This window comes from Acinetobacter sp. V89_4, from assembly GCF_029967875.1.
GTDB classification, from domain to species: Bacteria; Pseudomonadota; Gammaproteobacteria; order Pseudomonadales; family Moraxellaceae; genus Acinetobacter; species Acinetobacter oleivorans.
In genome coordinates, this window is sequence record NZ_JASCAI010000001.1 from 283702 (window position 1) to 297495 (window position 13794).

Consider the following 13794-nt stretch of genomic DNA (forward strand, 5'->3'; position numbering starts at 1 on the left):
AACAATATGCACTTGAACACAAAGCGATGATATTTTTCTTGAATAAAATGAATAAGCTTTGTATTCTTACGCACATGGAAGCGTGGCAGAGCGGTTTAATGCACCGGTCTTGAAAACCGACGAGGGTGTGAGTCCTCCGTGAGTTCGAATCTCACCGCTTCCGCCAAATTCGAAAAGCCCCTGTTAAAAGCAGGGGCTTTTTTTATGTCTATATTTTCAATATTGATTAAATATAAATTGGTCAATATAAAACTTGAATATGACTCTCTTCAGCAAATAGTTCTCTTTAATGAATCTGTAATTGTTAGAAGAAAGATCGAAAGAAAACCTTCTTCTACCTATGAGTGATTCACTAGATTATTTTGAACAATGAAATTATCTATATGTAGTTAATGTAAGAGAAGAAGGGCTAATGATGGATTAATGAATAATCGGATAATTTGTAATCTTTTTATTATGAAAAAATTAATATTATAAATAACTGCATTCATCATATTTTTAGCAAAATTTTTTAGTTTTATTTAATGATTTTGTGATTTTAAGTGTATGAGTATCGAAGAAATTTTTAAAATTGATAATGTAAATTTTATTTATTAGCAAAAAAAATTATAAAAGTTAGCTAAATTTTATTTTTTTCGAATTATAAAATATGCAGCGATTTGCCAATGCTACCAATAAAATCTAAATGTTATATTTATTTTAGACTCTAGATCATTTGGTTTCTAAATTTTCCTTTATTTATTAGAATTTTGAACTATGAAGATATATTAATTTTTATTAAAAATCTGCTTTATAACTTTTATAGACTTATTTAATACTTAATGTTGTGAAGTTTTTACCTCCATGATCTAAAAGAGTTTTTAGAAGCAATATTATCTCCAAAATGGTTATTTTTGTTAAGTTTACGCAATAGCCATTTACCTGCCAAAAATATGTAAGTAATAGGATAAAAATGTTAGAAACTGATGTTTTAATTGTTGGAAGTGGTCCAGCTGGTTCTTCTGCTGCACTTATGTTAAGTAGTTATGGAATTAGAAATATCATAATAACTAAATATAGATGGCTGGCAAACAGCCCTCGTGCTCATTATATCAGTCAAAGAACTATGGAAATTGTTCGAGATTTAGGAATATCTGATGAAGTAATAGCAAAAGCAGCACCAAAAGAAGTTATGGGAGATGTTGTTTATTGCACATCTTTAACGGGTGATGAAATTGGACGCTTTCCTTATGGAATGAATCATCCAGAAAGAATGTCAGAGTATGCTAAAGCGAGCCCCTGTGAACAGTGTGATCTTCCTCAACAACTATTTGAACCTATTTTACTTTCAAATGCAGCATCACGAGGGAGTCATCCAAGATTTGATACGGAATACTTATCTCATGTACAAGATGAGAACGGCGTAACAGTCACTGTTTTAGACAGATTAACTAAACAAACATATTTAATCCGATGTAAGTATTTAATCGGAGCTGATGGTGCAAGTAGCCAAGTCGTAAAAGATTTAGATTTACCTATGGCAGGTAAAATGGGGAAAAGTGGCAGTATCAGCATTATTTTTAAAGCTGATTTAACCAAATACGTTTCACATCGACCTGGTTACCTCTGGTGGATTATACAACCTGGAGCAAACATTGGTGGGATCGGGTTAGGGTTGTTGCGTATGGTCAGACCTTGGAATGAATGGCAGATTGTTTGGGGGTATGACATTGAAAAAGAAGAACCCTCTCTTACCGATGATGAGGCAATTGCAATTTGCAAACAGCTTATTGGCGATAACGACATTGAAATAAACATAAGTAGTAAGTCGTTATGGACAGTAAATGAAATGTATGCAGAACAATACTCGAAAGGTCGAGTTTTCTGTATTGGCGATGCTGTCCATCGTCATCCTCCTTCGAATGGATTAGGTTCAAACTCATCTATACAAGACGCTTATAACTTATGTTGGAAATTAGCATTTGTATTAAATGGCAAAGCCGGTAGTGGTTTATTAGACAGTTTTAATGAAGAAAGAGCACCTGTTGGTGAGCGAATTGTTAAACGAGCAAATCAAAGTGTTAGAGAGTTCTCTACAATATTTTCTGCTTTAGAGTTAGATGGAAAGTACAGTACAGAGACGATGCAGGGAAGCATAAATGCCTTAAGCGAAGGTAATGAAAAAGGTGCTGTTAAACGCCGTGATTTAAGATCTGCAATTGAATATAAAGCTTATGAATTTGCTGCCTTAGGCGTAGAAACTAACGTAAGGTATCATTCATCTGCAATTGTTGGAGCAGAGTCTGCTATTGAAAATAAAATAGATTCTAGTAGAGATGAAGATCTTCATTATTATCCCTCATTTACCTCTGGTCATAAACTTCCTCATATATGGCTAGTCAAAAATTATAAAAAAATATCAACCTTAGACTTAATCGGAAATGGAAAGTTTACGCTTTTCTGTTGGCTACAAGGCGATAAATGGAAACTTGCTGTAGACAACCTGAATAAACAGCTCAACTTGGATATTAACGTTATACAGGTAGGTCCAAAAAGAGACGTTGAAGACTCTTATGGAGAACTGTCTCGCTCTTGGGGTAATGATGAAAATGCTTGCATCATGATCAGACCAGACGGCTATATTGCTTGGCAAAGCAACAAAATTGAATCGGCGGACAATGAGTTGCACAAAGCTATGTCATCAATACTTAGTTTGAATTAGGATTTCACCGATTCACCAAATTCGAAAAGCCTCTGTTAAAAGCAGGGGCTTTTTTTATGTGAATGTTTTAATGCTTAGAAACCTATATAAAAATTTGGGTTGAGTTGAGCAGATTTTGATTTCAGTTTAATTTTATATTTTGTAGTTAATCGCATCCTCATAATGGTCAATATCTTGTCATTGTTTGAAGAATTCTTTCGAGTCAACTATTGCTGCTATATGTATAATTATAGGCGGAATAGCTCCTTATAATATAAACCCCTTTGCATCACTAACTTGTAAAGTAAAATCGCCTGTTATGTACCAAATTTAAATTAAGAGATATGGATAATTCATGAATTTAATAAAACCTAGTAGTAAGTTCTTTCTTGCAATTTTTCTTATGATGAATCTTTCAAATACATATGCAGCAAAAATACAGGCTGTAGATGCTGAAGTACAAGAGAGTGCTGTAGATGTAATGGAAGCTGCTGGAGCAGAAGCTGTAGGTGGGCAAGAGGATATGTGCCGTTGCATCTGCTGTTTCTGAGGATGAAATGTACGGTGGGATTCAACAAGAATATGTCGTAAAAGGTTGTAAGGTAACAATCTACAACGATGGGCCTGTGAAAATGGTCAATGTAAAGACGGATCAACCATGTGATGCTCCACTTCCTAAAGACCATAAATTTTCTAGATAGACTCTGTGAGCCTATAAATTATTTTGAGTACCTTTAAAAAAGTTTTAGTACTTAGCAACTCATATGGAAATTTGGATTGAGTTAAGCAGATTGAGATTTCAGCTTAACTTTATATTTCATCGTGTCTTGGGACTGAATCCTCGTTTTCTACTATTTAATCTTTAGCATGTTGTTTTTTCTCAAAATCGTGAACCATTCGAATACGCTCTTCTGTTGCAGGATGAGAGGATAAAGTATCAAGCACAGCTGTAGATAGTTTATTCGCTGAAGATTCTTCTTGAGAAGTTGATGGGTTGGACTGATTTTTTTTATCGATACCTTCTTCTGTTGTATCGCTTAAGCGTTGTAAGAAATTTGCGAAGTGAGAGACTTCTATATGCTTCCTATCCATCAGTTGTAAAGCATATAAATCGGCTTCGGACTCAAATTTACGTGAGTAATTTGCACCTATCATAGCCGCAGGTAATGACGTAAATAAGTCTGAATTATCTCCGGTCATTGCAATGTATAATATACTTAGGCCTAAACTAGTTAACCCTTGTTGCAAACTATGGCGATAAACCAAATGGCCTTGTTCATGGGCTAATACGCCTAAAACTTCCTGATTAGTATGGGCCATTTTGATCAGTTCATCTGTGACGATAATTGTATTATTGGGTAGCGCTACAGCATTAGCCCCTAATTGATCGCCTTGACGGAAGACTAATTTGGCTGGTCTGTTTTCAGCAATAGTATTCAAATATTGTTTAGTAATTTGGTCTTTTTGAGTTTGTGTTAATTGGCTGGGTGTAGTCCAATTATTTAATACATAATTCTCGGCTTCATCACCTAGTTTCTTTAAAGTATTCTCAGGTAATTGAAAAGCAAGATAATGGGATGTAGCTGGAACACCCCATTTCACTAGACTGATCGCGAAAGTGATCACAAAAATTACACTAAAAAGAATAAGAGCTGGAGAACGTTCAAATTTCCAGATCGAATGTTGAACCTTTTTAGTTGTGTAATTAAACCATTCAGGTAATGCACTATGAAATTCAATCCGTGCATCATCAGATAATTCAATCACTGAGTGTAACTGTCCCAGCGCACCAATCAATTTCATATCAGTATATTGATAATGACGTTGTTGTTCTAATTGCTCGCCATACCGAATGAGAACTTCAGATTTAGATTGAGCTGAAATCTGAGCACGGTGAGGTTTAGACACTATGCCATCATAGAAAATGATATCTACTGCTTGGGACATAAATTATTAAACTCAGATTATTATAGAGAGATGTCAATATCAAAAATATCACTGATTTCTTCAGCTAAAGCACTTTGTTCTTGCTGAGCGAGATTCATCATTTGATCTGGATCATCTAATAAAATTAAACTCATCGATTCAATCTGATATTTGTGAATACGAACCGCAGCCCAAGCAGACATTAAGCCTATGGTTAAGATTTTTACAATCCAGTTTGAAGCTACAATCCATGCAAAATGCCATTGATTACAGTCTGTTTTAAATTGACTGTTTCCAACTGTAGTATTGTTCCATGTCGTAATAAAAAGACGTGCAGCAATTAATGGATAAATAAATAATCCAATAAATGCATATACTATAAATATTCCGAAGATTAAGGCGTTCGGTGAGAACCCAGCAATTGTTCCGATAAGTGCAAAGTAAATGATTGAAAAAATAGCAATTATACCAATTGCAATAAAAACTGGTATATAAACTGCAGCCATATAGGCAGACCATTTCGCGTTTAATTTAAAATTTAATTGTCCAGCATATAAGTTGTTAAGATAATATTTTTTATATAGCCAAATAGCTACAGGTGTAAAGATTCCTAAAGTGAAAATATATACCAATATACTCAAAAGAAAGACTTTATAAGATTCTTTTATCGTTCCACCAAAATAAAAACGTGTGTTGCCGAACTTACTATTTCTTGCCGTAAAACGCAAAGTAGCGCGAATTAGCCAAGGTACTGCTGTATATAGTGCAACTAGTCCAACCACAGTCGCAATTATTGAATACTGTGATGAAATTGCAAATACTGCGTAAATTCCTAATGCAATTAAACGTCCAATCAAAATCTTGGTTGGAATGCCAGTAAAATCAAAGCGGCGTTCAAAAAATTCAGTATTGCCATAGAAATAGCGTAAGCGACGAACTTTAGCCCATGGTGCATATAAGCTTAAAGTAATAATAGTCAAAAGAATATTAACGATCCAGATTCCAAAATATTCTGAAGCTTTACCATGAAACTTAAAATGATAAATTCCTGATTGAGAAATTGGTGGTGACGTAATATTTTGATCCTCATTCAAATCTTGAGGAGATGAGGGTAAAGCTTGTTCTTGCATTTTATTCTCTTTATTGAAACTAAATGATCTTGATTGAAAGTAATAGATAATTAGAAAACTATTGAGAATATTATATATTTTTTATAAATTGAAAGAAATAGAATGAAAAGCAAACAACTATTTTTACCATTATATTCTTATTGAGTTGTTCTGAGTAAAAGCTTATCGCGTGAAGCATGCTTATCCGGTTTGAAGTGATATCGGTCCTTTATTGTGGTTTTAGGTTTTAAATTTAGTAGTAAATCTAATTTAAACTAAAATTTTTCTGAATCATTCATTTCATGCTATTCACTCTACTTAGTAGAATATACCTGATACAAACGGTCTTTCATAAATAGGCTATTAAAAAAAATTCTTAGCAAAAATTTATTGATTCCAATAAGTATTAAATGTTTCTTTAATGCCAATGTCATCCTCTATGTACTTATCAGGAGATATCTTTAATCCAACACCACTTAAATATATTACCGCTTTCCAAAGAAGCTCCTCTTTAATCGGAGGATCAAAAATTAAGTCTCGGTTATCCAGTGCATTCATTCTTATTCTTGCCCATTCTTCAGCATCCTCTCGGCTGATTTTATGATTTAATAGATCATTGAATACTTTTTGTACATCTAATAAAGATATTTTCATTTTATCATTTACCATTTTTTATATTCTAATTTTACCTGTTGAAACTAATATCTCTATATAAATTTCAATTTCGTTATAAATCCCAAATTAACAATAAATTTTAATTATTTATCCTTACTTTTTAATGGTCTATTTTAAAGCAAATGTCGTTTAGTGTGCTTGACTGCCAAAGGGTAGAGCACTATCCTTTGCCTGCTGGCCACATTGCCAGTCGGTTGTCGCAGACCGGGAAAACAAAGTCGATATGCAAAACTCTTGTTTTGTGTGTCGGGAACTCGTTCGCCCCCTTTTTCTCTACGGTAGGGCGGAAGGGGGACACCTTCGGGTGTGCTGGTTCCTTTGTTTCCAGTCTGCGAACCCCCTTTCGTTCTGCCACCATAATTTTAATGTTTTGGCAGAACTCCCAATAAAAAGGAGTTGGCTTTGCACATTCATTATTTCTTGGCAGCCTTTGCCAAAAGCTATAACGACACAACTTAAACTTTTAGAGCAGTTTGAAAGTCACTAGGCTTTTCGGACTTTAAATCTTTATCACTTAAAACTTAATCAACAATAAAACTTGAGATGTGCCAAGCACAGTCTTTATGGGCTTTACTATGCCTTTTTTCTCCCAAAAAGGCAGCGGCATTTTTATCTCATTTATATACAACAAGAATTTATTTTATAACGGTAAAACTATGCCACATTCAGATCTCCCATCTCGTGCTTTAAGTGTGCTTCACACTTCCAGATATCTGTTTAACAACTATGGCTTTCACAATGTCGGGGTTGACCGAATTATTGAGTCAGCAAAAGTTCCCAAAGCCACTTTTTATAATTACTTTCACTCAAAAGAAAGGCTAATTGAAATGAGCCTGACTTTCCAAAAAGATGGTCTTAAACAAGAAGTGCTTTCAATCATTCATGTTCAAAAAGACTTAACGCTGCTTGAGAAGCTTCGCAAAATTTACTTTTTACATGCCGATTTAGAAGGGCTTTATCATTTGCCATTTAAAGCTATTTTTGAGATTGCAAAAACACATCCCAAGGCATATCAGGTAGTCGTTGATTATCGAAACTGGTTCATTAATGAAATCTATAATTTGCTTTTAGCAACCCATGCAAATGCTTCAAAACCTGATGCCCATATGTTCTTGTTTGTGATTGATGGGGCAATGGTTCAGCTTTTAGATCCAAACAAGCCAGATGAAAGAGAGAAGTTGTTGGATTATTTTTTAAACTGTTTGCCTAGTATGAATGAATAACTTATATGGCAAAATGAATAGATTACTTGGATTAAGGATATTACCTATAAATCTTAAGCACAATATTAAAAGCCGAAGTTAAATTTTATTTAAATTTCTTAAGTTATTGATTTGTTGTGTGTTAACAGGTTGAAAGATTATAGAATTATATATGTTTATAGTGTTATTTAATCTTATAGTTAGTGAAAATATACAATCTCAATGATTTATTTTATGAGTTTTAATAACTATAATTTAAAAAATTTATTTAATAGCAATGATATCATTATGTCAAAATTAGAAGTAAAGGCTGAAAACCATAAAATTTTTGTTTTTAAAAAAATATTTGAGTTTGATTCAGCAAAGCAACAAGCTGAAAAGAAGAAGGTTAATGCTTTTGGAATGTTAGCAAAATTTAATTTTTTAAAACGTCCTACGGAAGAAACAGTACACTTAAAAAATCATATATTACGTTATGAACCATTTTGGTTTGTCTCAAGCGAACGTAACCTTAATTACGATTGTGTTGTGACTTATTCTATTCCTGTACATAATCCACATGCGAAGCAAATTCAGGTTTATGAAGACCCTGAACAAAAAAATTATCCTGTTACACGCCAGCAGGATAAAGGAAAAGTAGAATTACAAATGAAGGAAGTCTGTAGCCGAAAAATAGAGTTTTCAAATTATTTTGATGGTCTACAGCGTGAACTCAAATCATCTCATTTAGCTGAATATATTAAAAAATTTGAACTTTCCGAAGTAGATAAAGTCGAATTTGAGAATGTACTTCAACCATTACTTTCTCTTGATTCTATTACTAGCATTGTCAGATCGGAACTACAAAATCAAAAAGTTCATGCGACTAATATTATTGAAGATTCAGAGGAAATAACCCAACTGTACCTATATTTTCGTCCAGTTTATGCATTTGAATATATTTGGTCTAATGCAGATAAAATTGGTGTTATTGAAGTTGATGGGCTTACTGGAGAAGTTATTGAACAAGGAAGTTGGTTCCGGAATACTTTTGATCAAGCTTTTACTAAAGAAAATTTAGTAGAACTTTCGGCGGAGTTAGCTAGTACGGTTGTTCCTGGTGGAGGTACTTTGGTAAAAGTCGCTTCCAAGGCTATTCCTCTTTAATATAGTTTATAGCCGTCCGATTCTTCTAGCCAAACTTATAGTTTGGCTTTCTATTTTTAGAATTTAACTTCGATTTATTGGGATTCATCTAAATCGCGTTCGCGGCATGATAATTCATAGTAATTACCTTTGGGTAATAAAGTGATTTTAAATCCATAGTAAGTTCTATCTTGTTCTATAGGAGAGATTTTGCATTGATTGGTTTTTGCAAATTGTTTAATCAATTTCAAATTAGAGGTTTGTTTAAATACTGCTCCCCAACCTTCACTAACACAGCAGCCCACATATTCAGACATGTATTCATCTGAGATTAATACAACATTTTGCCCCATAAATTGATAAGGCTTTTTCAGTTTGTATATATCATTATAATCAGCTCTTGAAATATTTGCTTTTTTTGCTATAAAGCCTTGTTTTTTTAGTATTTCAAACTTTAAAAAGTCATTAGTGCCAGTGCCAAGTCCACGGTAAATTGAACTATTGTCTTCAGCAAAACTATATGAGCTAAGAATACTTACTAAACTTAAAAATAATATTTTTTTCATTTTAACTTTCAGATGTTATATGAGGTAGCAATTTTTTCATGTCCTCTTGATAATGTAAAGTAAGTTACTGTTTTTGAGTGCTTCTCTTCACTAAAGTTAGTTGTAAATATTTTGTTGTTAAAATTTAAGGTCAGTTTTAGATTTAAATAAAGCAAGTGAGAAGATACTAATATAAACAAAACATGAAATACCTTAAATTGAGACAGACTTGTCATTCTGTTAGACTTGTTTAATTAATAATAAGGTTTGCATCATAATGTTGAACAATATCTTTAGTATTTTGGAAAAAATAGGATTTGGCGCTCAAAAACGTGCGATTAGTATCCAGTTTTCAAATACTGAGCTTAATTCACAGATTATGTTGCAACGTATTGATGGTTATCATGGTATTAATGATGGACTATCGGCAGAGCTTATTTGCTTATCTACAAATCCATATATTGAATTAAAACAGTTTATTGGATGTCAGGTTGCAGTTGATCAAGTAACAGATTCAGGTCAGCTTTTTAGAACTACAGGTATTGTCACTGGTGCTAGCCAAGGTCAAAGCGATGGTGCTTTTAGTTTATATCGCTTGACTATGCAGGACGCTACTAGCTTATGGCATAAACGACGTAACAGTCGTGTGTTTATGAATAAAAGCGTTGTGGATATTATCGAAGTCATCTTTAAGGAATGGCAGAATAAAAGTCCGTTATTTGCGTCAAGTTTACAGTTAGATACGAGTGGTTTAACTAAAACGTATGATGTACGTCCATTTTCTATGCAGTCGAATGAAAGTGATTATGCATATTTAACTCGAATAATGCGTGAAGAATCGATTAATTGGCTTGTGGATGAGGCGAGTTATCTTGTAGCAAGTAATAGCCAGAGCATTGAGGCACAAAAACTACGTTTAATTGATGATAATGGTCAGTTTCAATCGCTCGAACGCAGATCCATTCGTTATCACCGTTCAAATGCGACTGAACAATATGACAGCATCACTAGTTTTATTGCTCAGCGACAGTTACAACCAACTGCTATCCATGTACAACGTTGGCAAGCTGATAGTCTAAGTCAAGAAGATGCTAGTGGTTCAGTGGTCAGCTCACATCAACACAGTGCTCAGCGAGAAAATGAAAGCTTAAGTTTAGAACAGGCGTGGAATATATCTCCTGCTTGGATAAGCGATCTTAAAGGAGAGGATCAAGCCACCGCTTCAAGTAATTCTCAGTTAGAAAAACTGAATATGCACTTAAACCAATATCAGGCATTACAAGCCAAGTATTTTACTGCGCATAGTAGTGTACGAGATACTCAAGTCGGTTATTGGTTCCAATTGATTGACTATCCAGAGTTAGAAAAAAATCATAGTCAGCAAGATAGGGAGTTTTTGATCCTTAATAAGTACTTTTATAATCAAAATAACCTACCTAAAGATATTCAAGACCAAGTAGAGAAACTATTGACCTTAAGTCACTGGCAAAACAGTAAAGACAGTGAACAAGAGCGTCAGGCCAATGAATTTGTAGTTGTTCGTAGAAATATTAACGTTGTCCCTGAATATGATCCATTGAAGCATCGCCCTGTTGCCTATGTCCAACGTGCCAAGGTAGTCAGTGATGGTGAAGAAATTCATGTGGATGAATGGGGGCGAATAAAAGTCAGATTCCTATTTACGCGTACAGATGACCATGCCCATGATGGTGGTGCGGGGGCTAATAATAGTGATACAGATTCGGCTTGGGTAGACGTCCTCACTCCTTGGGCTGGTGAAGGTTACGGAGCACGTTTTTTACCTCGTAAAGATGAAATCGTAGTAATTGATTTCTTTGATGGCAACATTGATCGACCATTTGTAACGGGACGCATCCATGAGGCGCAGCGTTCTCCAACGAAGTTCGATATTAAAGGACAATTACCTGACACAAAAAAACTGAGTGGTATTCGTTCGAAAGAAGTCGGAGGTATGGGCTATAACCAACTTCGCTTTGACGACACAACTGGCCAAATTAGTGCTCAGCTACATAGTAGTCATGGTACTACACAGCTTAACTTGGGAAATTTAAGTTATCCTAAAGAAACTGCGACGAGTGAGGGGCGTGGTGAAGGATTTGAATTAAGAACAGATCGTGCAGGTGCAATTCGAAGTAAAGGATTGTATATCTCAACATTTGTTCAGAGTAATGCAACGGATATACATTTAGAGGCAAAAGAAGCGGTTCAAAACTTCACGGAAAGTTTAGAAAGTATGAAAGCTTTATCTGAGTATGCCGTGAAACAGAAAGCAGAAGCTGCTGACATGCTTGAAAATATTGATCAGTATATTAAAACGATTGAATCTCAGTGGTCTGACCTAAAAGCGACTAAAGAAGCTTTGATGTTACTTGCCTCTCCAGATAGTATTTCTTTAGTTTCTGGAAAGAATATACATATTAATGCTCTGGATAGCGTAACAGTTGGCAGTGGGCAATCCATTAATGTCAGTACTGATGAACATCTAATTTTAAATGCTAAGAAAAAAGTAAGCCTGTTTGCAGGTGAGGAAGATTTAAAAATTTATGCAGCAAAAGGGAAGTTTGATCTGCAATCGCAAGATAATGTATTAGATGTTTCTGCAAGACTCGATGTAAAAATAACATCCTCTGAAGGTAAAGTAGAAATCCATAGTCCAACGGAAATTGTATTTAAAGCAAAAGATAGTGCTCTAAAAATTAATGGTGATGGCGTCACGGTCATTACACCAAATAAGTTTACTGCGAAAGCAGGTCAACATCTCTTTACAACAGGTGCAAGTGAAAGCCCAACGCTTCCGATCTTTCCAAATAATATTTGTTGGGAATGTCTTGCTCGACGCGCAGCACAACGTGGAGCTTTCATCAATAAAGGAGATGGAATGTAAATGATAGATAATCAAAGTCTCCAGTACTTATTTAAAACGTTTGAAAGATATCCGCTTGATCAAATTGGATTAAATATTTATGCAATCGCTGATGCAGCCCAAGATAAAAAGTTTTTAAAGGTTTTAGAGCATTTACGTCAAAAATGTCTACTTAAAGAAGCTAGTGGTGAAAAAGCTAAAGAGATTTCTCCACATTTAATTCAGCTACCTAAAAATTTTACATCACTTGAATGGGAGTGGATTGAAAGTAATATTGCTGGCACACCCAAAATGACAATTATTATTACGCCTTTAACTTTTGATTATCTATATAAGCACTTAAGAAATTTTTTAGATGTTGAATTTGACGGTGGTCTAGAAATGATGTTGGCATTTTGGGATCCCGCTATCTTAGCGACATTAGTTGGGCACAAAGCTGATAAAACTTTATATGTACAAGGCCCTGTATTTAATCCTCAGCAAATTGAAGCTTTACTAAAACCTATTCAAAGCTGGTGGTATTGGGATCGATTAAGCAATCTGCAAAGTATATTTGGATTAAATGAGCGTGTTGAAGTACTGCCATCAATCGAAAAGCCTTTACATTTCACGGTGGAACAAGAAGAAATGATGGTCGAGGCTACTTTTCCTGACAATCTAATTTATTACCTTAAACTCAATAACTCATTTTTGGTTGATAAAATTGATGATGAGTCATTATATGAATTTGTAATTGAAAGCATCCCTGAAGCAAGAGATCACTATTTATCTGGTACTCGCGATATTTTAAATTTTATCTGCCTAAAATTGATGTACGGAGTCCAGTTTGAGTCAGATGATAACCTACAGCATTTGTTAAATAATTTGAAAGATAGAAAGCTAACAATGGATCAGATTATGAATAGTTTGATGTCTAAAGCTGGGTAATCAATTTTTTTAATTATGATTAATATGGCTTTAGTGAGAGTAAGTCAATATGAATTTAAAATGGAGAGAAATAATGAAATATAAAATGCTATTTATTTTACTTGTTATACCAGTAATTTTAACAGGTTGTAATTGGATGTATGGACAAATTTAAGTGATGGGAGTGAGCTTATGAATATTCATTTGTATATTTGTAGCCTGTTTATACATTAGAAACTACCACATCTAATAATTGAGTAAGTTCAGCTATAAAAGGTCCAAGATAGCAAGGAGAAATGAGGAAATACCATGAGTCTTAAAAAGTTTTTACTCTTACCAATAAGTTTAGCATTTAGTGCTGCAGGTTGTGCTGGTATTGGCCCAAACGCAACATATTATATGGGCACCACATCATTCAACTATGATCCAACTTATTCTGATTATATGTTGAAATTGAATGGTCAGGAAATTGGAGGCGGTTTTGGAGGTGCTATGTCGACTAACTCAATTAAAACTGGTGCTCAAGTCATTACATGGAAAGATGCAAAAACTGGTGAACCTCACTCTGCAAAAAATCAAGTGATTATTACTAAAGAGCAATTAAAAGGTATGAAATATTTAGCTGCACATTTATATCCAGATGATACGGTAGAAATTACGACATCTAATAATTGGCCTGAACCAACTGAAAAAGGTATTAAATGGTTAAATCAACTAAAAAATAATAAAAAGTGAGATTAGT

Annotated in this window: 10 protein-coding genes, 1 tRNA gene and 1 pseudogene; 8 read left to right on the top strand and 4 right to left on the bottom strand. The window is 34.2% G+C overall.

What is annotated here, in order from left to right; genetic code table 11:
- Positions 1-76: 76 nt before the first annotated feature.
- From QLG01_RS01400 to QLG01_RS01410, 3 genes and pseudogenes are all read left to right on the top strand, one after another.
- Positions 77-166 (top strand) — tRNA-Ser (locus tag QLG01_RS01400).
- A gap of 786 nt (positions 167-952) precedes the next feature.
- Positions 953-2701, top strand: a complete 1749-nt coding sequence (locus tag QLG01_RS01405; RefSeq protein ID WP_282495661.1) for an FAD-dependent monooxygenase — start codon at positions 953-955, stop codon at positions 2699-2701.
- Positions 2702-3083: 382 nt separating this feature from the next.
- Positions 3084-3381 (top strand): annotated as a pseudogene (locus QLG01_RS01410) (hypothetical protein).
- 154 nt (positions 3382-3535) lie between these two features.
- Here the strand turns inward: QLG01_RS01410 and QLG01_RS01415 are convergent.
- The 3 genes from QLG01_RS01415 to QLG01_RS01425 form a co-directional block, all read right to left on the bottom strand.
- Complete coding sequence (locus QLG01_RS01415; RefSeq protein ID WP_282495662.1) at positions 3536-4627, bottom strand: M48 family metallopeptidase; 1092 nt, start codon at positions 4625-4627, stop codon at positions 3536-3538.
- A gap of 20 nt (positions 4628-4647) precedes the next feature.
- Positions 4648-5736 (bottom strand): YjgN family protein, encoded by a 1089-nt coding sequence (locus tag QLG01_RS01420; protein WP_282495663.1) that lies wholly within the window; start codon positions 5734-5736, stop codon positions 4648-4650.
- A gap of 366 nt (positions 5737-6102) precedes the next feature.
- Positions 6103-6369, bottom strand: a complete 267-nt coding sequence (locus QLG01_RS01425; RefSeq protein WP_282495664.1) for a hypothetical protein — start codon at positions 6367-6369, stop codon at positions 6103-6105.
- A gap of 677 nt (positions 6370-7046) precedes the next feature.
- Between QLG01_RS01425 and QLG01_RS01430 the strand changes: the two genes are divergently transcribed.
- Both QLG01_RS01430 and QLG01_RS01435 read left to right on the top strand, forming a co-directional pair.
- Complete coding sequence (locus tag QLG01_RS01430) at positions 7047-7613, top strand: TetR/AcrR family transcriptional regulator (protein WP_282495665.1); 567 nt, start codon at positions 7047-7049, stop codon at positions 7611-7613.
- 201 nt (positions 7614-7814) lie between these two features.
- Positions 7815-8738 carry a hypothetical protein gene (locus QLG01_RS01435; RefSeq protein WP_005303516.1) on the top strand — a complete coding sequence of 308 codons (924 nt, stop codon included), beginning with the start codon at positions 7815-7817 and terminating at the stop codon, positions 8736-8738.
- A gap of 74 nt (positions 8739-8812) precedes the next feature.
- Here the strand turns inward: QLG01_RS01435 and QLG01_RS01440 are convergent, their stop codons facing one another.
- The gene (locus tag QLG01_RS01440; RefSeq protein ID WP_013198565.1) at positions 8813-9283 is read right to left on the bottom strand and encodes a hypothetical protein; all 471 of its coding nucleotides are present in this window, start codon (positions 9281-9283) and stop codon (positions 8813-8815) included.
- A 256-nt stretch (positions 9284-9539) separates the two neighbouring features.
- On the opposite strand from QLG01_RS01440, the gene QLG01_RS01445 reads away from it, so the two are divergent.
- From QLG01_RS01445 to QLG01_RS01455, 3 genes are all read left to right on the top strand, one after another.
- The gene (locus QLG01_RS01445) at positions 9540-12167 is read left to right on the top strand and encodes a type VI secretion system Vgr family protein (RefSeq protein WP_282495666.1); all 2628 of its coding nucleotides are present in this window, start codon (positions 9540-9542) and stop codon (positions 12165-12167) included.
- The gene (locus QLG01_RS01450; protein ID WP_005303530.1) at positions 12168-13073 is read left to right on the top strand and encodes a DUF4123 domain-containing protein; all 906 of its coding nucleotides are present in this window, start codon (positions 12168-12170) and stop codon (positions 13071-13073) included. It abuts the gene before it with no gap.
- Positions 13074-13361: 288 nt separating this feature from the next.
- A complete protein-coding gene (locus tag QLG01_RS01455) occupies positions 13362-13787 on the top strand; it encodes a hypothetical protein (protein ID WP_005303536.1) in 426 nt (141 codons plus the stop codon).
- Positions 13788-13794 lie beyond the last annotated feature (7 nt).

What these genes read in the sequence shown, in the direction of transcription:
- QLG01_RS01405 (WP_282495661.1), top strand. Translation starts at nt 953, where the DNA reads ATGTTAGAAACTGATGTTTTAATTGTTGGAAGTGGTCCAGCTGGTTCT.
- QLG01_RS01415 (WP_282495662.1), bottom strand. Translation starts at nt 4,627, where the DNA reads ATGTCCCAAGCAGTAGATATCATTTTCTATGATGGCATAGTGTCTAAA.
- QLG01_RS01420 (WP_282495663.1), bottom strand. Translation starts at nt 5,736, where the DNA reads ATGCAAGAACAAGCTTTACCCTCATCTCCTCAAGATTTGAATGAGGAT.
- QLG01_RS01425 (WP_282495664.1), bottom strand. Translation starts at nt 6,369, where the DNA reads ATGAAAATATCTTTATTAGATGTACAAAAAGTATTCAATGATCTATTA.
- QLG01_RS01430 (WP_282495665.1), top strand. Translation starts at nt 7,047, where the DNA reads ATGCCACATTCAGATCTCCCATCTCGTGCTTTAAGTGTGCTTCACACT.
- QLG01_RS01435 (WP_005303516.1), top strand. Translation starts at nt 7,815, where the DNA reads ATGATTTATTTTATGAGTTTTAATAACTATAATTTAAAAAATTTATTT.
- QLG01_RS01440 (WP_013198565.1), bottom strand. Translation starts at nt 9,283, where the DNA reads ATGAAAAAAATATTATTTTTAAGTTTAGTAAGTATTCTTAGCTCATAT.
- QLG01_RS01445 (WP_282495666.1), top strand. Translation starts at nt 9,540, where the DNA reads ATGTTGAACAATATCTTTAGTATTTTGGAAAAAATAGGATTTGGCGCT.
- QLG01_RS01450 (WP_005303530.1), top strand. Translation starts at nt 12,168, where the DNA reads ATGATAGATAATCAAAGTCTCCAGTACTTATTTAAAACGTTTGAAAGA.
- QLG01_RS01455 (WP_005303536.1), top strand. Translation starts at nt 13,362, where the DNA reads ATGAGTCTTAAAAAGTTTTTACTCTTACCAATAAGTTTAGCATTTAGT.